This window comes from Streptomyces sp. NBC_01283, from assembly GCF_041435335.1.
In the GTDB taxonomy this organism is placed as follows: Bacteria; Actinomycetota; Actinomycetes; order Streptomycetales; family Streptomycetaceae; genus Streptomyces.
The window spans coordinates 289218-312704 of the sequence record NZ_CP108430.1 but is presented as its reverse complement, the minus strand read 5'-3'; the positions used below and the strand labels follow the sequence as shown (position 1 = coordinate 312704).

Annotated in this window: 21 protein-coding genes and 2 pseudogenes; 12 read left to right on the top strand and 11 right to left on the bottom strand. The window is 69.1% G+C overall.

Annotated features, from left to right (window positions below; translation table 11 throughout):
- Positions 1-46 precede the first annotated feature (46 nt).
- Together OG302_RS01200 and OG302_RS01195 are read right to left on the bottom strand one after the other, a co-directional pair.
- The gene (locus tag OG302_RS01200) at positions 47-712 is read right to left on the bottom strand and encodes an SDR family NAD(P)-dependent oxidoreductase (protein ID WP_371524904.1); all 666 of its coding nucleotides are present in this window, start codon (positions 710-712) and stop codon (positions 47-49) included.
- Positions 713-784: 72 nt separating this feature from the next.
- Positions 785-1801, bottom strand: a complete 1017-nt coding sequence (locus tag OG302_RS01195) for a zinc-dependent alcohol dehydrogenase family protein (RefSeq protein WP_371524903.1) — start codon at positions 1799-1801, stop codon at positions 785-787.
- A gap of 216 nt (positions 1802-2017) precedes the next feature.
- On the opposite strand from OG302_RS01195, the gene OG302_RS01190 reads away from it, so the two are divergent.
- Positions 2018-2902: a helix-turn-helix transcriptional regulator gene (locus OG302_RS01190; RefSeq protein WP_371524902.1), complete on the top strand. Its 885-nt coding sequence runs from the start codon at positions 2018-2020 to the stop codon at positions 2900-2902.
- A 456-nt stretch (positions 2903-3358) separates the two neighbouring features.
- On the top strand, positions 3359-3727 hold the full coding sequence (locus OG302_RS01185) for a hypothetical protein (protein ID WP_371524901.1): 369 nt from the start codon (positions 3359-3361) through the stop codon (positions 3725-3727).
- Between the two features lie 266 nt (positions 3728-3993).
- Here OG302_RS01185 and OG302_RS01180 read toward each other — a convergent pair whose 3' ends face one another.
- Both OG302_RS01180 and OG302_RS01175 read right to left on the bottom strand, forming a co-directional pair.
- Complete coding sequence (locus OG302_RS01180) at positions 3994-4593, bottom strand: GPP34 family phosphoprotein (RefSeq protein ID WP_371524900.1); 600 nt, start codon at positions 4591-4593, stop codon at positions 3994-3996.
- Positions 4594-4801: 208 nt separating this feature from the next.
- Positions 4802-5647, bottom strand: coding sequence for an alpha/beta hydrolase (locus OG302_RS01175; RefSeq protein WP_371524899.1), 846 nt, complete (start codon positions 5645-5647; stop codon positions 4802-4804).
- Positions 5648-5775: 128 nt separating this feature from the next.
- On the opposite strand from OG302_RS01175, the gene OG302_RS01170 reads away from it, so the two are divergent.
- Entirely contained in the window at positions 5776-6708 is a 933-nt protein-coding gene (locus OG302_RS01170) for a LysR family transcriptional regulator (protein WP_371524898.1), read from the top strand.
- Between the two features lie 395 nt (positions 6709-7103).
- Complete coding sequence (locus OG302_RS01165; protein ID WP_371524897.1) at positions 7104-7505, top strand: hypothetical protein; 402 nt, start codon at positions 7104-7106, stop codon at positions 7503-7505.
- Positions 7506-7732: 227 nt separating this feature from the next.
- Here OG302_RS01165 and OG302_RS01160 read toward each other — a convergent pair whose 3' ends face one another.
- The 5 genes and pseudogenes from OG302_RS01160 to OG302_RS01140 all read right to left on the bottom strand — a co-directional run bounded on the left by OG302_RS01160 (position 7733) and on the right by OG302_RS01140 (position 14976).
- The gene (locus tag OG302_RS01160) at positions 7733-9088 is read right to left on the bottom strand and encodes an FG-GAP and VCBS repeat-containing protein (RefSeq protein WP_371524896.1); all 1356 of its coding nucleotides are present in this window, start codon (positions 9086-9088) and stop codon (positions 7733-7735) included.
- Between the two features lie 629 nt (positions 9089-9717).
- Positions 9718-9919, bottom strand: a pseudogene (locus tag OG302_RS01155) (transposase); the annotation flags it as partial.
- A 310-nt stretch (positions 9920-10229) separates the two neighbouring features.
- Entirely contained in the window at positions 10230-12992 is a 2763-nt protein-coding gene (locus tag OG302_RS01150) for a hypothetical protein (RefSeq protein ID WP_371524895.1), read from the bottom strand.
- 1098 nt (positions 12993-14090) lie between these two features.
- Positions 14091-14459 (bottom strand): VOC family protein, encoded by a 369-nt coding sequence (locus OG302_RS01145; protein ID WP_371524894.1) that lies wholly within the window; start codon positions 14457-14459, stop codon positions 14091-14093.
- Positions 14460-14583: 124 nt separating this feature from the next.
- Complete coding sequence (locus OG302_RS01140; RefSeq protein WP_371524893.1) at positions 14584-14976, bottom strand: hypothetical protein; 393 nt, start codon at positions 14974-14976, stop codon at positions 14584-14586.
- Between the two features lie 575 nt (positions 14977-15551).
- Here OG302_RS01140 and OG302_RS01135 point away from each other — a divergent pair.
- The 4 genes from OG302_RS01135 (at position 15552) to OG302_RS01120 (ending at position 19201) form a co-directional block, all read left to right on the top strand.
- Complete coding sequence (locus OG302_RS01135) at positions 15552-16742, top strand: sensor histidine kinase (protein ID WP_371749989.1); 1191 nt, start codon at positions 15552-15554, stop codon at positions 16740-16742.
- Positions 16739-17407 (top strand): response regulator, encoded by a 669-nt coding sequence (locus OG302_RS01130; RefSeq protein ID WP_371524892.1) that lies wholly within the window; start codon positions 16739-16741, stop codon positions 17405-17407. The genes OG302_RS01135 and OG302_RS01130 overlap by 4 nt, the downstream gene beginning before the upstream one ends.
- Before the next feature lie 76 nt (positions 17408-17483).
- Positions 17484-18410: an ABC transporter ATP-binding protein gene (locus OG302_RS01125; RefSeq protein WP_371524891.1), complete on the top strand. Its 927-nt coding sequence runs from the start codon at positions 17484-17486 to the stop codon at positions 18408-18410.
- Entirely contained in the window at positions 18407-19201 is a 795-nt protein-coding gene (locus tag OG302_RS01120; RefSeq protein ID WP_371524889.1) for an ABC transporter permease subunit, read from the top strand. The genes OG302_RS01125 and OG302_RS01120 overlap by 4 nt, the downstream gene beginning before the upstream one ends.
- Before the next feature lie 36 nt (positions 19202-19237).
- Here the strand turns inward: OG302_RS01120 and OG302_RS01115 are convergent, their stop codons facing one another.
- The gene (locus OG302_RS01115) at positions 19238-19519 is read right to left on the bottom strand and encodes a twin-arginine translocase TatA/TatE family subunit (protein WP_371524888.1); all 282 of its coding nucleotides are present in this window, start codon (positions 19517-19519) and stop codon (positions 19238-19240) included.
- A gap of 579 nt (positions 19520-20098) precedes the next feature.
- Between OG302_RS01115 and OG302_RS01110 the strand changes: the two genes are divergently transcribed.
- The 3 genes and pseudogenes from OG302_RS01110 to OG302_RS01100 all read left to right on the top strand — a co-directional run.
- Positions 20099-20437 (top strand): hypothetical protein, encoded by a 339-nt coding sequence (locus OG302_RS01110; RefSeq protein ID WP_371524887.1) that lies wholly within the window; start codon positions 20099-20101, stop codon positions 20435-20437.
- 191 nt (positions 20438-20628) lie between these two features.
- On the top strand, positions 20629-20787 hold the full coding sequence (locus tag OG302_RS01105; protein WP_371524886.1) for a hypothetical protein: 159 nt from the start codon (positions 20629-20631) through the stop codon (positions 20785-20787).
- A 33-nt stretch (positions 20788-20820) separates the two neighbouring features.
- Positions 20821-21372, top strand: a pseudogene (locus OG302_RS01100) (IS3 family transposase); the annotation flags it as partial.
- A 302-nt stretch (positions 21373-21674) separates the two neighbouring features.
- Here OG302_RS01100 and OG302_RS01095 read toward each other — a convergent pair.
- Positions 21675-21980 (bottom strand): DUF1330 domain-containing protein, encoded by a 306-nt coding sequence (locus tag OG302_RS01095; protein ID WP_371749988.1) that lies wholly within the window; start codon positions 21978-21980, stop codon positions 21675-21677.
- A 184-nt stretch (positions 21981-22164) separates the two neighbouring features.
- On the opposite strand from OG302_RS01095, the gene OG302_RS01090 reads away from it, so the two are divergent.
- Positions 22165-23067: a LysR family transcriptional regulator gene (locus OG302_RS01090; RefSeq protein WP_371524885.1), complete on the top strand. Its 903-nt coding sequence runs from the start codon at positions 22165-22167 to the stop codon at positions 23065-23067.
- Positions 23068-23487 lie beyond the last annotated feature (420 nt).

Here is a 23487-nt window from a genome sequence, read left to right as displayed (position 1 = left end):
GCGATGGTGCGCTGGGCGGTGTGGGGCATGGCAGTCGGGCTCCGGCTCAGTCGGGCATCGGTTCGGCGTAGTGCCGAAAGCCGTCCCGGTCGGTGTGCAGGCTGTACAGCCGCTCGGCCAGCGCGCTCGGGCTGGAGTGCTCGGCGTCCGGGCTGATGGCTCCGGGCACGATGAGCTGGGCGGCGTGGATGTTCTCGCCCGCGAGCGCCTGGTGCAGCATCGCCGCGTACGCGCTCTCGCCGGCGAAGGCGATCGAGGTGCCCGCACGGTCGGGGTGCGGGCGGACCGCGCTGCCGCCGTTGACGAACAACAGCGTGCCGCGCCCCAGCGCCCGCATCTCGGGCAGGACCGCGTTCACGCAGGTCAGCGGGCCCTTGATGGAGAAGGTGAGCGGATCGTTCAGGTCGGCCGGGCTGGTGTCGAGGACCGGCTTCATGAAGTCGGCGCGGGGCACTGGGCTGAACTGCAGGACCTCCACCGGCCCCAGCTCCTCACCGGCCCGTCGCAGGGCGGCACTGAGCGAGTCGGGGGCCAGGACGTCGGCGGTGTAGCCGCGGGCCTGGAAGCTGTCCCGGTTCAGCTCGGCCACGAGAGAGTCGAGGTGTTCGGCGTTGCGCGAGAGGAGGGCGACGGTGTGGCCGGCGGCGCCGAAACGGCGGGCGCAGGCCAGGCCGAGGCCGGGACCGGCGCCGACGAGGGCGAAGGTCGTCATGAAAGGTGCCTCCGAATGATCAGAACAGAGTGAGGGCGAGGACACGCCGCTGGGACGGGCGAGCTGTCCTGCTCAGGGCTTCAGGAGGGCCTTGATGGCACGGCGCTCGTCCATCGCCCGGTAGCCCTCGGCGACCTCGTTGAGCGGCAGGGTGAGGTCGAAGACCTTGCCCGGGTCGATCCGGCCCGACTGCACGAGGCCGATGAGGTCGGGCAGGTAGCGGCGTACGGGGGCGGGACCACCGCGCAGGCCGACGTGGGAGAAGAACAGCTCCTGGCCGTCGACCGCGACATCGTGGGGGACGCCGACGAAGCCGACGTTCCCGCCGGGCCGGGCGGAGTGCAGGGCCTGCTGCATGGCCTGGGCGGTGCCGACGCACTCCAGCACACTGTCGGCGCCGATCCCGCCGGTCAGCTCCATGATCCGGGCCACGCCCTCCTCGCCGCGCTCGGCGACGATGTCGGTGGCGCCGAACTCGCGGGCCAGCTGCTGCCGGGAGGCGTGGCGGGACATGGCGATGATGCGCTCGGCGCCCATCTCCTTGGCGGCGATCACGGCGCACAGGCCGACCGCGCCGTCCCCGACCACCACGGCGGTCGAGCCGGGCTTCACTTCGGCCGCGTCCGCGGCCCACCAGCCGGTGCCCATGACGTCGGAGACCGCCAGCAGGCTCGGCCACAGCTCCTCGCCCGGCACCTGGTCGGTGGCGACCAGGGTGCCCTGGGCATTGGGGATGCGGACGTAATCGGCCTGGCAGGTGGACATGAATTCGCGGTGCAGGCAGTTGGACTGGAAGCCGTTCCTGCAGTTTGCGCAGGTGTTGTCCGAGGTGGCGAACGAGCCGATCACGAACTGGCCCGGCTTGACCGCTGTGACCTCGGAGCCGACCTCCTCGACGAAGCCGACGTACTCGTGGCCCATTGGATGCGGCGCGTCCGTCGGCTCGGAGCCGCGGTAGGGCCACAGATCCGATCCGCACACACACGTCACCGCCGTGCGGATGATCGCGTCGGTCGGATTGAGGATCTTCGGGTCTTCCAGCGTCTCGAAGCGGATGTCGCCGGGGGCGTAGATCATTGCGCCGCGCATGAGAGGGGTTTCCTTTGCGTGCCGAGGCGCCGTACCGAGTGAAAGCGGTCGTCGCCGATTGCAGAGCCGGTGGCTTTCCCCCGGGCCGACTCACGGCCGGGCGAAAAGCACCACGTCATCCAGGTAACCCGCTCTGGGCGCGCGCAGCGAGGCATGGTCAATGGGTGTACTGCCAGTACATCGCTGAGGCCGCGGGCGCGACGTACCGTCGAAGGCGTGGACAACCAAGCAGAGGTCCGCGAGTTCCTGACCTCGCGGCGAGCCAAGATCACCCCCGAGCAGGCGGGCCTGCCCTCCGGCAGCCGGCGCCGGGTTCCCGGCCTGCGCAGGAGCGAGGTCGCCGCCCTGGCCGACATGAGCGTGGAGTACTACTCCAAACTCGAACGCGGCAACCTCGCCGGCGCCTCCCCGGCCGTCCTGGAAGCCCTCGCCCGCGCCCTTCAACTGGATGACGCCGAACGTGCTCACCTGCTGAACCTCGCCCACACAGCGGACGGCTCCGAGGCCCTCACGCGCCCCCGGCGGCGCAGCCCGCAGTGGAAGGCGCACCGCAGCCTGCAATGGGTCCTGGACGCCGTCACCGCCGGCCCGGCCTTCGTCCGCAACGGCCGCATGGACATCCTCGCCACGAATCACCTCGCCCGCGCCTTCTACGACGACCTCTATGTCACTCCCCACAATCAGGCCAACCTGGCCCGCTTCAACTTTCTAGACCCCGCCTCACGGCGCTTCTACCCCGACTGGGACCAGGCCGCCGATGTTGCCGTGTCGATCCTGCGCACCGAAGCCGGCCGCAACCCCCACGACAAGGGCCTGCACGACCTCGTCGGCGAGCTCTCCACCCGCAGCGACGACTTCCGCACCCGCTGGGGCGCCCACAACGTCCGCCACCACGGCACCGGCACCAAACGCTTCCACCACCACGGCGTCGGCGAGCTGACCCTCGCCTACGAAGGACTGGAGATGGCCGCCGAACCCGGCCTCACCCTCACCGTCTACACCGCCGAGCCCGGCTCACCCTCCGAAGAGGGGCTGCGCCTCCTCGCGTCCTGGGCCGCGACCCGAGATGCCGACGCCACGGAGCCCTACGCGTCGAGCTGAGCCTGACCCTCGGCGAGCGCGTGCAGGTTCGTCCTTCGTCAGCGAGGTTGGTCGTGTGCAGCAAGCCTTCTTGGGCCGGCTGGCTGGAATATCAGCGAGTCCGCTCGTGACAATGCCCTTCGGGGGCGTGTGAATCTCATGTAGTGGCGGATGCCGTCGTAGGTGCCCAAGTAGTCGTGGTGGTCGAAGAGTTCTGTCCAGATCTGCCTTCCGTTGAGCCTTCTGCTGATCATGTGCTCGGTCAGCTCGGCGAGTTCGCCTGTGGTGGGGTCGGTCAACGGACCCGTCTCAGTGGCGGTCAGACGTGGGATCTTCAGGGCCAGGCGGACCTCCCAACGGCGGAGGTGCAGCGCTTGGCGAGCGTGCGGACTCGCGTGCCTCTCAGGGCTTCCTGGGCTATCCGGTGAGCCAGATCCCGGCGCCAGGCGAAGGGATTCTGCCGGGGGAGGCGTCGACGTGCGGAAATGGGACGGCGGCCTTACGGTCACCGTTTCCAAGCCGACCAAGTTCACGCCCGGCGCGTACTCGATCGGTCATGAATCCGGTAACCAGGCCGCGAAGTGGCGGATCAAGGTGCACAACGGAACGAGCGAGGCGTTCCAGGGGGCAATGATGAGCGTGTATGTGAAGTCTGGAAGCGACGGTGGTACCTGCGAGCAGATCTTTGACGGAGATCTCGGTGCGGGTATCGCGGGCAGTGTGTCGCCTGGATCTTCAGGTGCGGCCGATTTCGCGTTCGATGTTCCGCAGGGACAGCTCAACAAGATCGACTTGGAGGTGCGCCCTGATTTCGACCAGGTCGCGAAGCACTGGGTCGGCAGGTGAAGTAGTTACAGCCGTGTCGTCTCGGTGGCGCTCCCCCCTCTCTGCTCCAGCACGCGGCGTTCGGTGTCGGGGCGGCAGTGGGGGCACCCATGACGCCCTCGTACAGGGCGCGGTGATTGCCCGCCGCTGGGCGGGCACCTGCCCCACCACGGCGGCGAGTTCGTCTTCGGCAACCCCGAGTCCTGAGGGAGGGGAGGTGGCGGCGGTGACCACGACCGTGACGGAGCGGTAGGAGGCCGCGACCGGGGCCTTGCAGGCGGCTCGGCTCACGGTCCGCGCCAGAGGTTGGCGAAGGCAGCGTTTTCGATGGTCCGCCGCTGGCGTACGGCCTCCAGCTCCATCACCGCGTCGTGGACGGCGGCCAGCACGGTCGTCACCGCCTCGTCATCGAGGCCGGGCTCATCGTCGGATCGTTCGTCGTCGATGCCCACGACCGAGGCGAGGGCGGCCAGGACGGGTTCCCTCTCTTTCCAGCGGTCGGTGGCACGGCGGCGCGCGGGCGTGTCGACCGGTTCCAGGCGTTGCGAGCCGAAAGGCGACCGGCCGCTTCGCTGCGGCTTGAGCTCCTCGTTCTCCTCCAGGGCGGCCTGGTAGGCGGCCGAGAGGTCTCGGCCCCGGCGCCACAGCCAGTCCTCGATCCGCTCGTAGGGCTCCTGATGGGTGATTCCTGCCGCGGCCTCGCCCATGAACCGGTCGTCCGGCGTCGGCTGTCCACCCGGCATGATGCGGTCGCCGTCCACGGTGATGGCCCCCGCACCGATGAGATCGATCAGCTCGGCTCCCGCGAGTGCGAGGGACAGGTCGCCTTGTCCCACGGAACGCTTCGGGTCCATGGCGACGATGAACAGGTCTTTCGCTGTGGTCATGAACGGCTCCCCTCGGAGGCACCGGCAACGGTGCGTCCCCGCCGACCGTGCCCGCGTCCTGGGCCGGCCCGGCGACGGGGCGACTGTCGCCATCAGTATCGCTCCGCCCGCGCGGCCGGGGCGCCCGCCGCCACCGGCCGTGAGCCGTTCCCCGCTCAGGGACAGGGACCGTTCACGGGCCGATGCCGACGCGTGGCGCGAGGGCTGTTCATGAGGCCAGGGCCGCGGCGAGCTCGACCGGCCGGGCGGCGAACGGGCTGTGGCTGCCGGGCAGGGTCTGCACGGTGAACGGGTTGCCGGGAAAGGCCCGGTCGGCTTCCGCGATCATCAGGTCCTGCGCGGCCGGTGCCAGCGCCCGGTCCTCGGCACAGCGCAGGAAGGTTCGCGCAACGCGTCCCCACCGTGCTGCGGTCAGGGTGACGGGAGCCGTCGGGATCGCCAGGGGGAGATCGGGGCTCAGCGCGGACCGCCACCGGTCGAAGCGGTCCAGGGGGGTGTCGTGGTAGTGGGTTTCGCGCAGTTCGTCGAGGTAGGCGGGATCCGGTGAGAGCGGATTGATCCGTACGGCGCCCAGGGCCCCGGGGTCGCCGAGGTTCAGGTTCTGGCCCAGCGCGGTGGCGTTCTCGGGTGAGCCCAAGTAGTCGAAGAACCGCGGCCGTCCGCCCGGGACGAACGCGGACAGGTAGACGATCCGGTCCACCAGCTCGGGCGCCCGCTCCGCGGCCAGGGACGCGGGACCGCCGCCCGCGCTGTGCGCGACGAGCACGACGGTGCGGTGGTGGCGCACCTGGCGCAGGACGTTGAGTACGGTTTCGGCGCAGTCGTCCATCGTCACGGTGGCGAGCTGCGACTTCTCGGTCAGCAGGCCGGGCTGTCCGGGCAGCAGGTAGCCGGTGGGCAGGGGCGCGTCGAAACCGTGCCCCGGCAGGTCGACGGCCACGCTCGCCGCGCCCAGTCCGCTCAGCGCGCGCTGCGTCGCCGCCCACTGTCCAGAGCTGTGCCAGGCGCCGTGCACGAGAACGAAGACGGTGTTGATCAGAGATTCATTGATCATGGCTTCATCTCAGACAGAAACCACAGCGTCATCCATCGAAAGATCTGGTAAGTGGCATGTTGATACCTTTGAGGTATCGCCAGAAGCCTGGGCCAGACGCCCGGTAGGCCGAGAGGAGGGGGCGGGGCATGGAAGCGCGACACCTGCGGTATGCGGTTGCCCTCGCCGAGCACGAACACTTCGGCCGGGCGGCCGGCGCGCTGGGCATCGCGCAGCCGCCGCTCTCCAAGCAGATCGCCGACCTGGAGCGCGAGGTCGGGGCCCGGCTCTTCGACCGCACACGCCAGGGGGTGTTCCCGACTGCCGCCGGCGAGGCGTTTCTCGCGCGGGCGCGCCGGGCGCTGGAGGAGATCGCGGCGGCCGCGGTCGACGCGGGCCGGGCCGCGCGCGGCGAGACGGGACGGCTACGCCTCGGCTTCATCGCCTCGGCGCTGCTCGACCCGCTGCCGGGCGTCCTGAGCCGGTTCGGCCGGGAACGCCCCGACGTGCGGCTGGAACTGCACGAGATGGCGACCAGCCGCAGCAGCACAGCTCTCGTCGCCGGGGAGCTGGACGTGGCCATCACTCTCGGCCCGCCACGGGGTGCCGGGGCCGAGCATCTCGTGTCCGTCCCGATCGGACACGATCACATGATCGCCGTGGTGAGTACGGCGCACCCTTATGCGGGTCAACCGTCGGTAAGCGTCGCCCAGTTGCGGCAACAGCCGCTGATCGTGTCGGCAGGCGAGGACGAACCCGCCGTCGTCGCCGCACTGCATACCCTGCTGGGCGCGGACTCATCGGCACTCGGCGGCGCGACCTTCGCGAGGGACGTGCACACGATCATCGGCCTCGCCGCCTCCGGCGTGGGCGTCGGCCTGGGGCCCTCCCGCATGAGGGCGCTCCCGCGCCCCGGGACCCGGTTCTGCGAGGTGACTCCGCGCACGCCCCTGCCCGATCTCGTCCTGTCCTTCGCGGCACGCGACCCCTCCCCGGTGCTGCGCGCCTTCCTCGACACCATCCGCGACAACTGCCCGGACGTCGGCGCCGCACTCGACGACCGGCTCCGCCTGTCTACCTGATTCGGGTCGGTTCCTTCGCATGCGCATGTCCCGCCCGCTCGTGATCTTCGCGCGTTCCGAGCGCCGCACCTGGGTCGCAGCGTCCGCCACGTGGTCCCCGCCGTGTGCGTGGTCATGGGCGAGCAGCCACCCGGCCCGCTCCCGCACGACGACGGCGTGGGGTGCTGCCTCTCCTGGACCTCTCCGTGGGCCCGGGCTGCTGCGAGTGTCAGTTCGGCCACCGGCACACCGAGCACCCTGGCGAAAGGAGCCGGCCACGCCTCTGGCAGTCCGAACGGTAGCCCGCTCCAAGGCTAGGAATCGATCCACCGGGATTTGAACGCGGAGCAGCTCGGCAGCCCTTGCAGGCTGGTGGGTTGAACGCTGTTGCGGGAACAAGGTGCGATCATGCATGCATGAACCATCCGGGCGACGCGAACCTTCGCACTTGGACGCTGCGCTGGATGGCCCTCCTGGCGGCCGGCACTGGTGATCAGCTTGTGTGGCTGGGCGAGCGGGAGGTGGAGATGAGGGACGTCGTTGAAGAGGTGGAGGTCCTCTGCCGCGTCTGCGAAGGTCTGGCGGAGCGCGGAGCCTTCGATTCCAAGGATCTGCACGATGTTCGGGCCATGGGTCGTCGCCTAGACGAGATCGATGCCGCCTCACGTGGTGGCCTCTGGGGCAACGCCCTTACCGCAGATCCGGTGTGGGACGACCTCCGTCCTCTGGCCCGCCGTTTTCTCCTCACGACGCTGGGCGACTGGCATCAGCCACTGCCACGCCCCGTGCGCCCGTCAGTTCACGGCGTGTTGGAGTGAGGCAGGGGAGCCCGGGCGAACCAAGCCTGCTGCCAAGCCTCTGCTGTCACTGTCTAGACGGGCGTCTCATCCTTCCCTTCAGCCCCAGAACTGCAGGGTCAGAAAACTGCACCAGGTCGCCAAGGGAACGAACCAACCCATCAGTCAGAGCCTGTCTTTGACCCCCTGCCTGCGCCCCAGCGCCCGGCACGGGGGTTCAAAGACAGGCTCCTATTCATCTGGGGGAGTTACTGCAAGAAGCTGTCGATGGGCGCCGCGTCGTATTCCGTCGCGCCCGCTGTGGTGATGCCGCCGGCTGAGCCGGGCAGCCGCAGAGAGTCGAAGGCGCTCACATGCAGGTCGGCTTTTCCGTCACCGTTCGTGTCGCGCAGCCGGACCAGGCCACCGAACTGGTCGTCAGCCGCCAACGGGCCCGGCACACCAGGGGTGTTGCGGGCGAACCACTGCGAACCGGCACCGGACAGGCCGCTCGCCCGCCCCTTGAAGACGTGCACGCCGCCCGCGTAGTCCTGTCCGTCGATCTCCTCGCCCCGCACGCCGACCGCGAGATCCGCGTAGCCGTCGCCGTTGACGTCGCCCGCCGAGACGGATGAACCGAACTCGTCGCGATTCTCCGGGGAACCGGCGACGCCGCTCGTCGACTGGGTGAGGCGGGCGCTTTGGGACGGGCCGCCGGAGGCGCCGTACCAGACGCTGACGCGGCCCTTGTGCTTCGAGTAGAGGGAGGTGCCGATGGCGATGTCGCCATAGCCGTCCTTGTCGAAGTCGGCGATGACACCGTCGCCGCCGCGCTCGGAGCTGCCGCCGTTGCCGGACTGGGACTCCAGGCGCAGGCTCTTGCCCGGGGTGAGCGAGTTCGCGCCGCCCTTGATGAACCAGACGTCGGACGCGATGTTTTCGGAGCTGACCACGTCGCCGATGATCGCGAGGTCGGTCTTCTTGTCGCCGTTGACCTTGCCGGAGATCAGGGCCGAGGCGTAGAAGGACGTTGTCTTGTCGAGCTTGGTCACGGTGCCGGTGGTGCCGGAGCGCTTGAGCGGGCCGCGGTAGACGTAGGTCATGGATTCGTTGATGACAGCCAGGTCCTGCTTGCCGTCGCCGTTGAAGTCGCCGGTCGCCAGGTCCTGCCCCATGTAGTTGTTGCGGCCCGGGTTCTTGTTCGGGAGAGTCGTGCCCTTGGACAGGCCGGAGGCGGAGCCCCACAGGATCGTCACGGCGCCCTGGAAGCCGTTCTCGCCGGTTGCCGCCACCGCGAGGTCGCCGTATCCGTCACCGTCGAAGTCCGCGGCGGCCCGTACCTCGCCGAACATGTCGTCGGCCTCGTCGGTGCCGGGCACGCCGGGGCTCGTCTGGGTGATGCGCTGCTGTCTGGATCCGGGCCCGGCAGCTGTCCCGAAGACCACGGTGACGCCGCCGCCCCCTCTGGCGCTGAAGCTCGAATACGCGTAGTCGCGATAGCCGTCGCCGTTGAAGTCGTCACCGTGCTTCGCGGGCGCGGCACTTGCTGCCGCGGCGGGCAGGGCGAGGGGGACGAGGCCCGCCACCAGGCAGGTGGCGAGCGAGGTGGTTGTGCTGATGCGCATGGGTGTTGGGGTTCCTTGTGAGCCGAGGGTCGATGAGAGTGAAGGGGCAAAGGCGGTGCGGTCAGGCGGCGATCTGGTCGCCGAAGCGGGGGTGCGTGGCCAGGTGGTGCGTGGGGGCGCCGCGCCGTTCACCGGAAGTTGTCCCGAGTGGCGTGTGAGGTCGGCGAACAAGAGACCGGTGGTGGGGCCGAAGGGTTGTACGTTGGCGCAGAAGAACGCCGTAAGCACTTATCAGGAGCCGGTCTTGAACCCTGCCGTCCGTGCGGAACGCGGATGCAGCGGCGGCCGGTGCGTGCGATCAGCGTGTGGGACGGGCGTGAGGCACCCGTATCTGGATCGCGGACGAGGAGCGGCGGCAGGCCAGGCGCGCCGGGGGGCACTGTCGCCCGGCCGCTGGCCCCGGACCGGCTCATCGAGCAGGAGCCCGGTATGGGGGCCGCGCTGCTCATCCCGGCAGTGCGGCGTCGAAGGCGGGCACGTCCACGGCGGTGTCCAGCCGGCGCCGGGCGGAGCGCACCGGAGGCCGCCCGGCTCCCGTTCCCGGGCGGCGCCGACGGTGATCTCGGCGACCAGATGCCGCCCCTGGCCGACCTGGTCGACACCCACGGCACCGTTCAGGCGGATCAGGGTCCCTCGATGATGGGGAGCTCGCCGTCGTGGTCGATCCAGGCGGAACGCTGCTGGAGCCGGGGCGGAGCCGGTCCCGAGCGCGGGCCTTGGCCTTGCCGTAGCGGGGCGTGTCGTTCACCGTGACGACGGAGGCTCCGGCCAGGTCTCCGGGTCGGCGAGGCGGGCCTCCTTGCCACGCCTCGGCGGCCGACCGCCGCTGGGATCCTCGACACTCAAGGGCTTCGGCAGGCGCAGCAGGTCGAACGCGGAAGCACGCTGGTTCCCGAATTCTGCGCGTCGAACACAAGGGAACCCGCGCGCCCCGACCACCGGACGCCGCGTTTTGACGGCATAAGCGCATCATCCGGACGCTCGAAGTGCCTCGCCAAAGGGCCGACTTGCGCAAGCTGGCCGTGGGCGAGACGCACTTGCCCACGGCCAGCTCATCTCCCGGGCGCTCCACACCTTCTCGTTTCGCGCGGTGCGAGCCGTTGGCGCCGGGGAGCCGTCAATGTCGACCCTGTGCCCGGGGCTACTTCTTCTTGCGGGGGGTAGTCCTGGTCTTGCCCTGGTGGATCGTCGCGCGGGTCTCCTCTGCCTGCGCCTGGATGGTCTTCTGGACCGGTGCGGGCAGGCCCTTGCCGCGGAACGTGGTGACCATCTTGTCGAGTACGGCGTCTGCTTCCAGGAGGTTTCCGTCCTTGGCGTGGACCTTGGCGAGGCGGCGCATCGCCTTGTTGAGGGTGATGTTGTCCAGGCCCTCGTCGCCGGTGGAGGCGTTGATGGCGGCGCTGAGTTGCTGGACGCTTTCCTTGATGTCGGGTTCGCGGACGGTGAGGCGGCCGTCGGCGATGTGCTGGAAGTGGCGGCCGGCGTTGGCGCCGCGGGCCAGGCGGGCGTGGGCGGCCAGCGGGTGGTCGCTGTAGCGTTCGATGACTTCCTGCAGGGCGTCGTTGCCGGACTGCAACTGGGGTGCGTCGGAGCCGAGGAAGGTGAGCAGGTGGCCTTGGTCGTCGCCGAGCAGGAGTTCGCCGAGGTGCTGGTCGGCGGCGGAGAGCGGCTGGCGGACACGGAGTGTGCGCGGGGCGGAGGCCACCCGGGAACCGTCGGGCCCCTGGTAGACGGCCGTCACCTTGTACAGGCCGGGTTCGCTGAAGTAGAGGCCGTCGGCTCCGTAGCCGAGGTACAGGCTGGTGTAGAGGGCCGGGGTCTGCGCGGTGAGTGTGGTGGTGTCGTGGTGGTCGCATTCGCGGGTCAGGGGCTGGAACAGGCGGGTGTGGCCGTAGGGGTCGGTGATCGCCACGCTCACGTTGCCCGCCGAGGGGGCCAGGTCGCCCAGGACGGCGACATCTCCGTGGCTGCCGGTGCGGGCCAGCTTGAGCTGGGCGACGACCGGCTCGCCGTAGGCGAAGGCGGCTTGCCCTTCTATCTGCAGTGCGAGGCCGGAGTTGTCGGTGAGCGGCTGGGCGACCAGTTCCAGGGCCGAGTGGTCCTTGGCGGCGCCGGCCGTGAAGTTGCTGCCGCCCAGGATGACGTCGCGGTAGAAGCCGTGGCGCAGGTGGCGGATCTCGTCGTCGGTGAAGCAGAACGGGAAGGCGCGCCAGAACGCGGCGGTGCCCTTGTCTCCCGCCACGCTGGGATCGCCCTGATACAGGTGCGGGTAGGACATCCACGACAGGTCGCCGTACCCGGCGCGCGGGCCCAGCGGCTGGGGCGGGTCCGCGTCGTCCTTGCCGAAGGAGTGCAGCAGGTTGAAGGCGTGCCCGAGTTCGTGCACGTAGGTGTGCAGATCATCATTGGTGCCGACAGCGGCTGCCTTGGTGAACACCGCCATGCCCTGGCGTTGCAGGCCGATGCTGTCGAACATGGTCCCGGCAATGCCTGGTTTGTCGGCGTAGTCGTTCGCGACCAGCGTCCATACCTTCCACTGCGGCACGTCGCGGTACCCGCTGAAGTTCGCCACCATCGCCGCGTGCAGTTCGGCCTTGGACCACAGCAGGCTGGATTCGGTCCCCGGGGTGGAGATGATGTTGCGGCCGCCGGTGGTGCGCAGTTCCACGCCGGCCTCGCCGAAGGCGGAGGACACGGTCAGCACCCGGTTCGCGTATCCGGGCGGGGTGGGGGCCTTGGCGGTGTCGTAGCTGACGATCTCGGTCTCCCCGGCCGCGATGTCGACCTCGTAGTCCACCGTGCGGAAGTACGTGGACGCCTTGGGCAGGTCGTTCCACAGGGAGCGGTAGTAGCCGTTGGCGTCCTCCAGGGTCAGCCACGAGGCCGTCCGCGGCGGCTGGCCGGCAGCGGCGCAATAGATCAGGGTCCGCAACTGGGTGATCTCGGGTTGCGGGGTGGCCCACACGAGGTTCTTGGCCGTGATCACCATGTAGTCCGGGGTCCACTGCACCACCGCGCTGGTGGACCGGAAGGAGTTGGCGTAGGTGGTGCTCTGGCCCGATACCGTGAAGAGGTCGCCGCTGACGGTGGACAGGGTGCCGACCCCGTCGACGTCGAGGCGTGCTTCGATGCTCTGCGTGGTGTTGGTGGCCCGGTAGGTTCCAGAGACCGGCAGATACGGCGTCGCATACGGGGCCGGCAGTTTGCCCAGGCCCGTGGTCAGGGAGGTGAGGGTGCCCGTCTTCTCCACGCCGGTACGCCAGTTGAGGATGAGGCCCTTGTCCGCCTTTATGAGCAGCGAGCGGCGTATGTCGCCGGAGGCGGGCGGCAGCGCGATGACGTGATCGAGGTCGGAGCGGAACCCGGCCGGGAGCTGGGCCCAGCCCGGCGCGTCCGCGTCCGGGCCTTCGGTGATCAGCGCATTGCGCTCGACGTCTACGTCCTTGCCCCAGCTGTAGGTGATCACGCGGCTGCCCTTGAACACATACGTGCGCCACACGTTCGCAGGGGAGTTGGGTGCCTGCAGCAGGGCGTCGACGTTGTTCTGCCAGTCGGCGGGCAGGTAGGAGCGCATGAGTAGCTGTTCGCGCTTGATCGCGCCGGTGCCCACCCGGTAGTGCAGGCTGTCTGCTCCGGTGATGAACAGGTACTGCGCCGAGCCGTCGGTGTGGTCGGGCAGTTGCAGCACCGCCTCCGGGTACAGCTTGAAGTCCTGGTACTGATATTGCGTCAGGTCGGCGAACTGGCTCCCGTACGCCTGGTGGGTGGGGGCGTCGAAGAGCAGGGCTGTCTCGCTGATGCCCGCGGCGCTGGAGGGCCGCAGGAACATCGCGGACCACCCCTGAGCGGTCGGGCACGCCACTGCGCAGCGGAACCCCGTGGACTTGTGCCTGAGGAACGCCATGAGCGTCTCCCTCTCTGAGAAGGTCGCGGCTTCAAGCACGCGAACGCTGGGCCCTCACCACAACACCGAGTCACTCATTCCCCCGGGTTCACTACCGGCCAACCCGGCCCGGTCCGGGCGCCGGTCAGCGGACGTCCGCCCCGGGCAGCTGTGGCACCAGTGGCACGGATACGGCACATGCCCCCCGCCCATGCCCGGCACCCTTTCGAACCTGACCGAAGATGTTCGCACATGTGCAAGTTGCCGGCCCCAGGACACCCACAGGCCCCGCCCGGGGGGAGCGGCGCATTCCACCACCCGGAAACCGGACAACCACCCGGCCGAAACAACAGAAGAGGCCTGTCTGCCCATGATCAATACTTCAGCCAACGGGCCTCCGGGGCGGATCCTGACGCCGGGCAGACGGCCAGCGGGGCCTGCGCGCCCCTGCGGCACAACCTCGGGGGTGGCGCCGCGGGCCGCACGATGGACCGGCACGGTGCACCCGCAGTTCCCACGCGCGGGCGCACAGAAGCCGGTAGCAGGCCTCGCAGAGCGGCCCGGCCCGAAGGTGGCGGACGACGGGCGAGGTGCGGCCGCATACGCTGCACGGCTCCGGTGGGTGGCAGCTGCCGCACGCGGCGCGCAGGCGGTACCTTCCGGAAGCCGGCGACGGACGCGGGTTCGGCGTCGGCAGGCTCTGAGTCCAACGTGACTCGGTGGAAGAAGGCCAAGCGGTACAGCGCCGGAATGACGCGCTTCACCGGAGCCTCGTGGAAGGTCAACCGGAATTTCCCCTATGGCGGGTGGCTGTGCGCCTTGGCCATCAAGTCGAACGGGAACCCGTGCGTTAGGGTCCACCCCTGGCAGACCTGCCTCACTGCCCGAACTGATGTTGGCACAGTGATGCGAGGGCGGGGTCGGCTACACCGTCCCGCCATCTGGCAGGCCGCCCTGCGGTCAGCCGCGGGCGGCGAGACGTTCGCCGAGTGTCGGCGCGCTTTCCACAGCGATCACGGGGCCCAGTACTGCAGCCGGGCCTTCGCCGACGCCTGCCGCAAGGCCGGCGTCACCCCTCCCGCAGGTAGCCCACGATCAGCACATGCCCCCGGAACCGCGTCAACGGGCCGGGGTCGGCTGAGTGAGGTTCACCGGGTTGCCGTCGGGGTCCTTGATGTGGGCGACACGCTGTCCCCACGGCATGTCGTTGGCGCCTCCGCTGACCGAGCCGCCGAGCGCCTGCACCCGGGCGAGCGTCTCATCGACGTCGTCGACACCGATGCTGAGAAGGATCCGCGGTGCTGCCCCGGTCCCCGCGTTCTCCTTGGCCACCAGCCCGAGGTCGGTGTCGCCGATGCGTAGGCCGAGGTAGAAGGTGGGGCCTTCCTCCGGTACCCGGAAGATCTCCTCCGCGCCGAACAATTTCGTATAGAAGCCGAGCAGAACGTCCTGGTCGGCAGTCAGGATCACGGGCTGGATGGTGGACATGGCACTCCTGTCGAGAACGGTCGTGTCGCTGGGTAGACCGTTCGAGGACGGTGAACTCATCGGCAAAACCAACCCCGCCGGACGATCTACAACACAGACTGCCGCGAAGCTGTCGAGGTGCTGGTCACCCCACGCCAAGATCCGCTGAAGCCATGGCCACGCTCAAGGGCTGGCGACTGCGGCGAAGGCTCCGCTGCAGCATCAACCCCGCGCGCACCACACCCGTGACCGCCCGCACCGCCCACGGCAGCCAGCGCATCGCGGTGTCGAGGAGTGCCCCGACCGCGAGGTTGCCCGGCGAGATCGCGATGCCGGAGACCGTGTTGCAGGCGCCGTAGTACGTCGCCACGAGCCGGTCGCCGGAGAGCCGGACCGCGGTGTCCATCTCGAACAAATAGAGCAGCGCCCCGCCCCAGGCCAGCAGCGCCGCGCTCAGCGCGAGCGCGACTACCCCGGCCGCCAGGCCCAGGGTTCCTCCCCGCGGGGCAGGCCGCATCGGCACGAACGCCACTCCCATCAGCACCAGTCCGTAGGTGATGGCCCTTGGCCGGCCCCTGCAGGGTGCGTTTCGCCCACGCCGTGAGCTTCAGCTGTCCCGATAGCGCGGCGAGCGCCGATACGGTTAAGGCCGCGCCGGTCACCGGCCCGGTCCGCTCGCCGAACAGTTCGCGGGAGCGCAGCGGAAGCGCGAGGAAAACCTGGACGGCCGGCACGTACGAGCTGCTCATCGCGGCGGCGAAGAGGAAAAGCGGGCGGTTGGCGGCGATGACGCGCCAGTCGGCGGTCACCGCCCGCCATGCGGGTTCGATTCCCCGGTCGGCCGGTGCCCGTGCGGGAAGCGTACGGGCCTGGAGCACCGCCAAGGCGCCGAAGATCAGCGCCGCCGGACAGACAGCAACAGTGGGCTACCACCAGGGCGCCTGCTACCACTGGGCGATCCAGGTGCTGATCGAGCCGACAGCGCAGGAATGTCCCGCATCTTTTCGCCGAGGTGCTCCTGCAGGGTTCTCCAAGAGGGGATCGCCCCTTCAGGTCGTGCTACTCCCGGCGGTGTATGCGAGGCCGGCACGCGGCACCTACCGTGAACTCGTGATGACCCTCGACCACTTACAGGCCCGTGTCCGGGCGCTGCCGCAGCGATGGGCGGACCTGCTGGTCGTGGTTGTCGTCGGAGTGTTCACCGGGGCGGACTTGGCGGTGAACGCGCCCGGGTACCGGCAGGCCGACTGGTTCTCCTGGGTGCTGGTCGCGCTGTCTCTGTCCGCGCTGATGTGGCGCAGGAAGTGGCCCGCTGCAGTGGCCTCGGTGACGGGAGCCGCGTGCGCGGGCTGGGCGCTGTACGGGCACATCGGGGAGTTGCTGAACCTGCCGGTGATCGTCGCGCTGTACACCGTCGCGGTCCGCGGCAGTCGGCGTCGTACTGCATGGGTGGCGTTGATCGCGGCGGGTGCGTCCGGGATGATCGCCCTGGCCGTGGGCAAGGACGTGGTCAATCCGCAGGGACTGCCGGTCCTGGAGATGGTGTGGCCGCTCGTGCCTCTGCTGCTGGGTGAAGTGGTGCGCATGCGGCAGCAGTTGCTGGCCGGGTACGCGGAGCGAGCTGTACGCGCCGAGGCCGACCGGGAGCGTGAGGCGGCGCGCCGCGTGCACGAAGAGCGGACACGCATCGCCCGGGAACTGCACGATGTGGTGGCGCACACCGTGGCGGCCATGACGGTGCAGGCCGGGGTCGCCCTGGACGCCCTGGACCGAAAGCCCGAAGTGGCACGAGCAGCCATGCGCACAGTGCGTGACGCGGGCAAGGAGGCCGTACGGGAACTGCGCGCCACGGTCACCGTGCTGCGCGAGCCGGGCGGCGAGAGCACTGCCCCGGCTCCTGGGGTCGACCGGATCCCGGACCTGGTGAAGACGTTCACGGGCGGCGGGACCGAGATCACGCTGCAGCAGGATGTCCGGGATCCGGCCGGCATCCCGCGCATGGTCGATCTCGCCGCCTACCGGATCGTGCAGGAAGCACTCACCAACGTGGTGAAGCACGCCCACGCTCGGCACACGGCCGTCTCGGTCGGCCGATGGGAGCGATGGCTGTGCGTCGAGGTCGTGGACGACGGCACGGGGGACTGCGGCCAGGAAACCGCGGACGGGTTCGGGCTGATCGGCATGGAGGAGCGGGCATCTGCGGTCGGTGGCAGCATCGAGTACGGGCCGCTGGCCGAAGGGGGTTTCCGCGTGCGGGCCGAGCTGCCGATGGACACGACACCCGGTGAGGGGAGCCGTTCATGACCGTGCGGGTGGTGCTCGCCGACGACCAGACCGTCGTACGGGCGGGTTTCCGCGCACTGCTCGACCTCACTGACGACCTGGTCGTGGTCGCCGAGGCGGCGGACGGCCTGCAAGCCGTCGAAGCGGTCCGCACCACCCGCCCGGACGTGGTCCTCATGGACATCCGCATGCCCGGAATCGACGGCATCGAGGCCACCCGCCGCATCGCCGCCGACCGTACGCTCGACCAGGTCAGAGTTGTCGTGCTGACCACGTACCAGGTGGACGAGTACGTCTTCGAGGCGCTGCGGTGCGGAGCGGCGGGGTTCCTCATCAAGGACTTGGAACCGGACGAGCTGCGCGATGCGCTCCGCACAGTCGCGGCCGGGCAGAGCCTGCTGGCGCCGGCGGTGACCCGGTCGGTGGTGGAGGAGTTCGCCCGCCTCAAGGCCCCCGAGGCGGCCGGCGCCGAGCGGCTGGCACCGCTGACGGAACGGGAGCGCGAGGTCATGGCGCTGGTCGCGGCGGGCCTGACCAACGAGCAGATCGGCAGGGAGCTGATCATGAGCCCGCTGACCGCGAAGACCCATGTCAGCCGCGCCATGATCAAGCTGGATGCCCGGGACCGGGCACAGCTCGTGGTCCTCGCGTACGAGACGGGACTCGTGCGGCCCGGCGGACGCTAGGGCTACTCCCGCGGGAGTAGCGGCCGACTCCACGCGGCGGATGTCCAAGGCGCACGCCGTCCGTAGCGTCACAGACATGATCGAGGCAACGGAACTGACCAAACGATACGGCGACAAAGCCGCCGTGGACGGCCTGTCCTTCACCGTGCAGCCAGGACGCGTGACGGGCTTCCTGGGCCCCAACGGCGCGGGCAAATCCACCACCATGCGGCTCGTCCTGGGCCTGGACGCCCCGACCCGGGGCCGCGTGACGGTGGCCGGCCACCGGTACGGTGAGCTGCGCGCGCCGCTGCGCACCGTCGGCTCCTTGCTGGACGCGAAGGGCGTGCACGGCGGGCGCACCGCTTACCAGCACCTGGCCGGGCTCGCTGCGAGCAACGGCTTGCCGCGCCGTCGCGTCGAGGAGGTCCTGGAGCTGGTCGGGCTGCCACCCGCCACAGCCCGCAAGCGCACCAAGGGTTTCTCCCTCGGCATGGGCCAAAGACTGGGCATCGCCGCCGCGTTGATCGGCGACCCGGAGGTCCTCATCCTCGACGAGCCGGTCAACGGTCTCGACACCGAGGGCATCCGCTGGATCCGTGACCTGATGAAGTCCCTTGCCACGCAAGGCCGTACGGTCTTCCTCTCCAGCCACCTGATGAGCGAGATGGAGCTGACCGCCGACCACCTCATCGTGATCGGCAAGGGCCGGCTCCTCGCCGACACCACGGTCCGCGACTTCATCGCCTCCCACTCCCGCGCGCGCACCTACGTCCGCGCCCCGGAAGCCGAGAAGCTACGGGCCCTGCTGCAGGCCAAGGGGGCCCAGGTGAGCCTCGCCCCGCGTGGCGGATGGCGGGTGGCAGGGCCGGACGCCGCCGCGATCGGTGACCTGGCCCGCGACCACGGCCTTGCTGTCCATGAACTCGCCCCTGCGCACTCCTCGTTGGAGGAGGTCTACACGGCCCTCGCCCGGGACGCCGCCGAATACACCACCCCCATGGCCACGGAGGTCCCGCGATGAGCACGACGGACAGCTTGTTCAAGGAGTCGGCGCCGCGCACTGCGCGCGCGGCGCTGCCGGAGCAGATCGCATACGAAGGGATCAAGTTCCGTAGCGTCCGCTCCACCATCTGGACTACGGTCGCCACGGCCGTGGTGCCCGTCCTGGGCGCTGTGTTCGTGGCGGCGAGCGACAGCCTTCAGGATGACGACACGGTGCTCGGCGGCAGTCTCACCCTCACCGTCGTCGCCCAGATGCTCGCCGCCGTGACCGGCGCAATCCTCGTCACCGGCGAGTACAGCAGCGGCACCATCCGCACCACGCTGGCCGCCAACCCAAGGCGCACCACGGTCCTGGCCGCCAAGGCGACGGTCCTCGCGGCCCTCACGTACGGCCTCGCCCTGCTGTCCTGCACCCTCGCCTACGTCGTCGGCGACGCGCTGCTGCCCTCCGGCAAGTACCCCGCCGGGCAGCCGTGGCCCGCGCTGTTCGGAATCGCCGCGTCGTTCTCGGTGGCGGCGCTGCTCGGGCTCGCGCTCGGCACCCTGGTGAGACACTCGGCGGGCGCCGTCACCACGGTGATCGGAGTGCTGTTGCTGCCCTCCTTGTTCGGCCCGCTGTTCGGGGACGCTCAGCGGTGGATCGCCGGTCTGTCGCCGACGGCCACGCTGGAGAAGCTGACCCAGACCTCGGACGCGAGCGCGGAGGCGGTCGGCAGCCTCGGCCCCTGGCCATCACTCGCTCTCGTCAGCGGATACACCGTGGTCCTGCTGCTGCTCGCCGGCACGGCATTCCGCCGACGGGACGCATGACACCCCTGGCCCCGACCAGCGTCAGCAGGCCCACGCTCAGGATGCGCTTCTAGCGCGGGCCGCCCTGGTGCGACTGCCTGGAGTCGGGCCTCGGCGCAGGCGGCGGGATGACCTCTCCGTGCAGAACTTGGGGTGGCGGTGCTGCCTGCCCGCCGACGGCGGCTTGCTCCTGTTCTCCTTTTCCTTCATGGCCTTGGACTCGGCATTGAGGATGCGGGCCGACTTGCCTGCGGAGCGCGCCAGTTCGGGGAGATTCTTGGCACCGAAGACGAGGATGACGACGGTGAGGATGATCGCTATTTCGCTCAGTCCGAACACTTCGATCCTGACTGCGTCTGGGCCCACACCAAGTGCGGCGCGGGCCTGGCGGGAGGGCGCCGCCCCTGCGGGTGGCGGGTGACACGGACGTTGTAGTCCGGGCGCGGGAGCCGCACAGGAACAAGGCGTAGAGACCCGTCGGCCGGCCTGTGCTGGGGGTGGGGGAGAGCTTGATGCGGGCACCCATGGGGGCTGGTTGTCTGACAGTTTCGCTGCGGAGGTGGGGCGTCCGGCCGTCCATGGCCGCGAACTGCGTTTTCGGCTGAGGCGAACTTGGGCAGGAGACGCAGGAAGGACAGGACCCGATCGCCTGCCGAGATCGAACCAGCAGCCGTCGCCGACCACACCTCGCTCGCACATCGCCCCATACGGTGCTTCCGTCCCCGTCCTCGTCGAACGCAGGGCACCAGCCACGCTGAAAGACTGCCGCAGGGACATCGCGGACGACGTCGAGCAGCATCCCGCGCGGTTCACAGCGTCGGACCATGGCGATGACGGTCGGGAGGGTGGTGCGAGGGTCTTAGAGTTCCGGTGAAAAGGATCGTCCATTTGCTCTGCACCTGTAGCAAGATCGCCGGTATGGAGATCCTTCGGTATGTGTTCCTCGTCTTCCACCTCTTCGGATTCGCCGCGCTCATGGGCGGCGTCTTCTTCCAACTGCGCGCCAAGGACCCGGTGACCGGTAGCTACATGGCGAGCAGCGCGGTCGTCCAACTGGTCACCGGTGCAGGACTCATCTGGACCCGAATATCCCTGGACCTGCCGGTCGTTGACGCAAAGATGGGCGTGAAACTGGCGCTGGACGCTCTGGTGGCAGTGGCCGCCCTAGTGGGCATGCGCAACAAACAACCGTGGGCCTTCTACGCCGTGGGGTCGCTCACGGCGGCCGCGGCCATCGTGGCCGTCGTGTGGAAGTAGTTCCTCAGCGGGCCCGGGCGCAATTTTGGAGCACAAATACCCCTCAAAGGGCGGCAAATGACGTACTACCAGTTTCGAACTGGCGGCTGCGGCGGTCGAGCCCCGCCTCGCCCGCAGGGCATCTCGCCGATGCGGCAAACCAAACGGTGAGAACCTGTCCTACGCCGCTGAGACTTCAGCTGCTGGGAGGCATGGGCAACGTCGCGGATGGCCCCGAGAAAGTTCTACCCGAGGACCCAACCGAGCACCTGGCGTTCGTCAAAGAGCACGACGAGCAGTCCCGTCCCAGGATCATCGACCGGGACTTCGCGGCGAAGCACGGCATCATCCTGAACCGCTCCCAGAACTGATTCGCACGGGCGCTCCAGCTCAACGTACGCGACTTCACCGCATCCCGATCGAACGAGCGATGGGTCGCGGACTTCACCTATGTCCCCACCTGGCCCGGGATCGTCTACGTTGCGTTCGTCGTGGACGTCTTCTCCCGGGCGGTCGTCGGCTGGTCCGCCGCCACCAGCAAGCGGGCCAAGCTCGTCCTCGACGTCCTCGACATGGCGTTGTGGCGCCGAGACCGGGCCGGAACTCCTGCTGGCCCAGGGCTGGTTCATCATTCGGACGCGGGCAGCCGGTACACGCCTTTCGCGTTGACCGCACACCTACTCGAGGCCGGCATCGACGCCTCGATCGGCACCGTCGGTGACCCCTTGGACAACGCGCTCATGGAGTCCCAGATCGGCCTCTACAAAACGGAGCTGATCAAACCCCGCAAGCCCTGGCACGGCCTCGCCGACGTCGAACTCGGCACTGCGGAATGGGTCGACTGGTTCAACAACCAGCGCCTCCACAGCGCGATCGGTGACATCCCGCCCCACGAGCACGAAACCAACCACTACGCTCAACACCAGCCCCAACCGGTAGCCGGAGTCAACGCATAGAGCCTCCACCGATCCCGGAGCGGTTCATCGAAGCCTTGTGTTCGCTGGACCGATCTGTCGTGTGAGAAACGGTTCGTGGTCCGCTTCGGGCGAGGATGAGTTTCGTCGACGAGGTCAGCGGGACAGGCGAGCTGGCCCGGATGTCGTGTCGCTTCTTGGATCCGCCCGACAGGGATCAGGCCGTCGAAGACGTCCAGGACGAACTGGGACGCGGGGCATGGCTTCGAACAGTCTCGTGAGTCGTCGTTCAGCACCGTGTGCGTATCAGGTGACAGATGCTCAGCGATGGCTGGGCCCTCCAGTCAGCCGATGCCTTCGATGATGCGGAAGTCGCGCTCGAAGCCGTCGGGGAGGGCCACCAGCGCCTTCTGGTACGCCTCGCTCTCGTATGCCGCGACGGCCTGTTCAAAGCTGTCGAACTCGATCAGAACGACGCGTTGCGTGATTCCGGCCTCGTGGGCGACGACTCGACCGCCACGGGACGGGAGGAGGGACAGGAGGCGCCCGCCTCCAGCCTGCACAGCCGGACCGGCCAGCTTGTCGTAGGCAGCCAGCCCCTCGGGACCGGAATCGGAGGGGTAGACACTGACCCAGTAACCCTTAGCCATGGAAACCTCCTGTGTGCGGCCCGACACGTCCGACGTCGAATGGACACGCAGATCGATCCCGGCGACGGGCATTGCGGGCAGTTGAATCGCCATAGGCGCAGGTTAGGGCTTGATATGCGGTCGAGGGAAAGACTGGTACGGGCTAGGCTCAGAACGGATCGTTATCAATCGGCAGGGAGGGAACGTGGCGCCGGACACGGTGAGCCTGCGGTACTTCCTGGTGCTGGCGCAGGAGTTGAACTTCACCCGCGCGGCCGCTTGCATCGGTATCGCACAGCCCGCACTCAGCTCCCGGATACGCCGATTGGAAGCGGAACTCGGTGCAGCCCTGCTGGTCCGCAACACGCGTAGCGTCGCGTTGACCACGGCCGGTGCGGCTTTGGCGGAGTCCGCGCCGCCCGCGCTGGCGGCGCTGGACCGGGCATGGGACACCGCCCGGAGTGCGGCAGCCGGTGAACTGGGCACGCTGCGCATCGGATACAGCCTCAGCGCCGGGGCCGAGACGGCACCCGCCCTGGTGGACAGGCTGATGCGCGGCAACAGCGGACTCGAGGTCGCCGCGGTCCCGATGGCGACACCGGAGATCTCCCCCGCGGTCGCCGAGGGCCGCATTGATGCCGGGATCACCCGCGGTGAACAGCCGGGCCGTGGCGTGCGCCGGTCCCTGCTGCGGCGTGCGCGCATCGGGGTCCAGCTGGCGCAGCACCATCCGCTGGCCGAACACCCGGAGATCGAGATCGCCGACGCGGCCGCGTATCCGCTGCGACTCCCGGCCCGTGCGACCAACCCCGTGATCCACGATCAGCTGTCCGCACTGTTCCAGGACACCCGACCACACCCCCGATTCCACACGTCCGCGGTCTCTTTCGACCTGTCTCAGCGCGACCTGCGCGACGGGCTCACCCTCGCCCCGGCCGGAGAAGCCGCGGCCACGGCACAACCGGCCGGTCTCACCTGGCGACCGCTGCGAGGCGCGCCCAGCCTGACGATCCACCTGGTCCTCCCAAGCGAGCAGTCGCCGCTGCACCGCCGCATCCGCGCCGTCGCCAAAACCCTGGCGCACGAGCTGCACTGGCTGCCGGACTGACGCGCAAAAGGTCAAGCGAGACGGACGCCTGCGGTGGCGAGGCCGAAGACGTCGATGCAATTCTGGCGAAGTTCTCTGGTGGGGGCGCCGTCGGCGAGCCCAGACAGAGCATGGGCTCCGCCGAGGCGGATAACGGCTGAGTCGTCGCCGAGCTGGGATACGGCGACGGTGATCGTTCCGTGTGCAGACGCGTGGCCTCGCGCAGTGTGCCGTCGATGTCACGCGAAGTCCGCCGGGTGCAACCTGGCCACCTGCGCCCAGCGCGACATCGACGACTGGCTGGCCACCGACATCTGGGTCTGTTATCCCGTCCGGACCTTCCTGGTCTGGTCAGTACGAAACCGTCATGCTCACTGTGTCCCGATCCCGCCCAAGGATGCGTCGATGGGCCTATCAAGCAAGATCAATGATGGGCCCACG

Bases quoted from the DNA above. Each gene is read 5' to 3' on its own strand.
- OG302_RS01095 (WP_371749988.1), bottom strand. From the start codon at position 21,980: ATGGCTAAGGGTTACTGGGTCAGTGTCTACCCCTCCGATTCCGGTCCC.
- OG302_RS01160 (WP_371524896.1), bottom strand. From the start codon at position 9,088: ATGCGCATCAGCACAACCACCTCGCTCGCCACCTGCCTGGTGGCGGGC.
- OG302_RS01195 (WP_371524903.1), bottom strand. From the start codon at position 1,801: ATGCGCGGCGCAATGATCTACGCCCCCGGCGACATCCGCTTCGAGACG.
- OG302_RS01150 (WP_371524895.1), bottom strand. From the start codon at position 12,992: ATGGCGTTCCTCAGGCACAAGTCCACGGGGTTCCGCTGCGCAGTGGCG.
- OG302_RS01120 (WP_371524889.1), top strand. From the start codon at position 18,407: ATGAGCACGACGGACAGCTTGTTCAAGGAGTCGGCGCCGCGCACTGCG.
- OG302_RS01125 (WP_371524891.1), top strand. From the start codon at position 17,484: ATGATCGAGGCAACGGAACTGACCAAACGATACGGCGACAAAGCCGCC.
- OG302_RS01135 (WP_371749989.1), top strand. From the start codon at position 15,552: ATGACCCTCGACCACTTACAGGCCCGTGTCCGGGCGCTGCCGCAGCGA.
- OG302_RS01180 (WP_371524900.1), bottom strand. From the start codon at position 4,593: ATGACCACAGCGAAAGACCTGTTCATCGTCGCCATGGACCCGAAGCGT.
- OG302_RS01130 (WP_371524892.1), top strand. From the start codon at position 16,739: ATGACCGTGCGGGTGGTGCTCGCCGACGACCAGACCGTCGTACGGGCG.
- OG302_RS01170 (WP_371524898.1), top strand. From the start codon at position 5,776: ATGGAAGCGCGACACCTGCGGTATGCGGTTGCCCTCGCCGAGCACGAA.
- OG302_RS01140 (WP_371524893.1), bottom strand. From the start codon at position 14,976: ATGGGAGTGGCGTTCGTGCCGATGCGGCCTGCCCCGCGGGGAGGAACC.
- OG302_RS01110 (WP_371524887.1), top strand. From the start codon at position 20,099: ATGGAGATCCTTCGGTATGTGTTCCTCGTCTTCCACCTCTTCGGATTC.
- OG302_RS01200 (WP_371524904.1), bottom strand. From the start codon at position 712: ATGACGACCTTCGCCCTCGTCGGCGCCGGTCCCGGCCTCGGCCTGGCC.
- OG302_RS01145 (WP_371524894.1), bottom strand. From the start codon at position 14,459: ATGTCCACCATCCAGCCCGTGATCCTGACTGCCGACCAGGACGTTCTG.
- OG302_RS01105 (WP_371524886.1), top strand. From the start codon at position 20,629: ATGGGCAACGTCGCGGATGGCCCCGAGAAAGTTCTACCCGAGGACCCA.
- OG302_RS01165 (WP_371524897.1), top strand. From the start codon at position 7,104: ATGAACCATCCGGGCGACGCGAACCTTCGCACTTGGACGCTGCGCTGG.
- OG302_RS01175 (WP_371524899.1), bottom strand. From the start codon at position 5,647: ATGATCAATGAATCTCTGATCAACACCGTCTTCGTTCTCGTGCACGGC.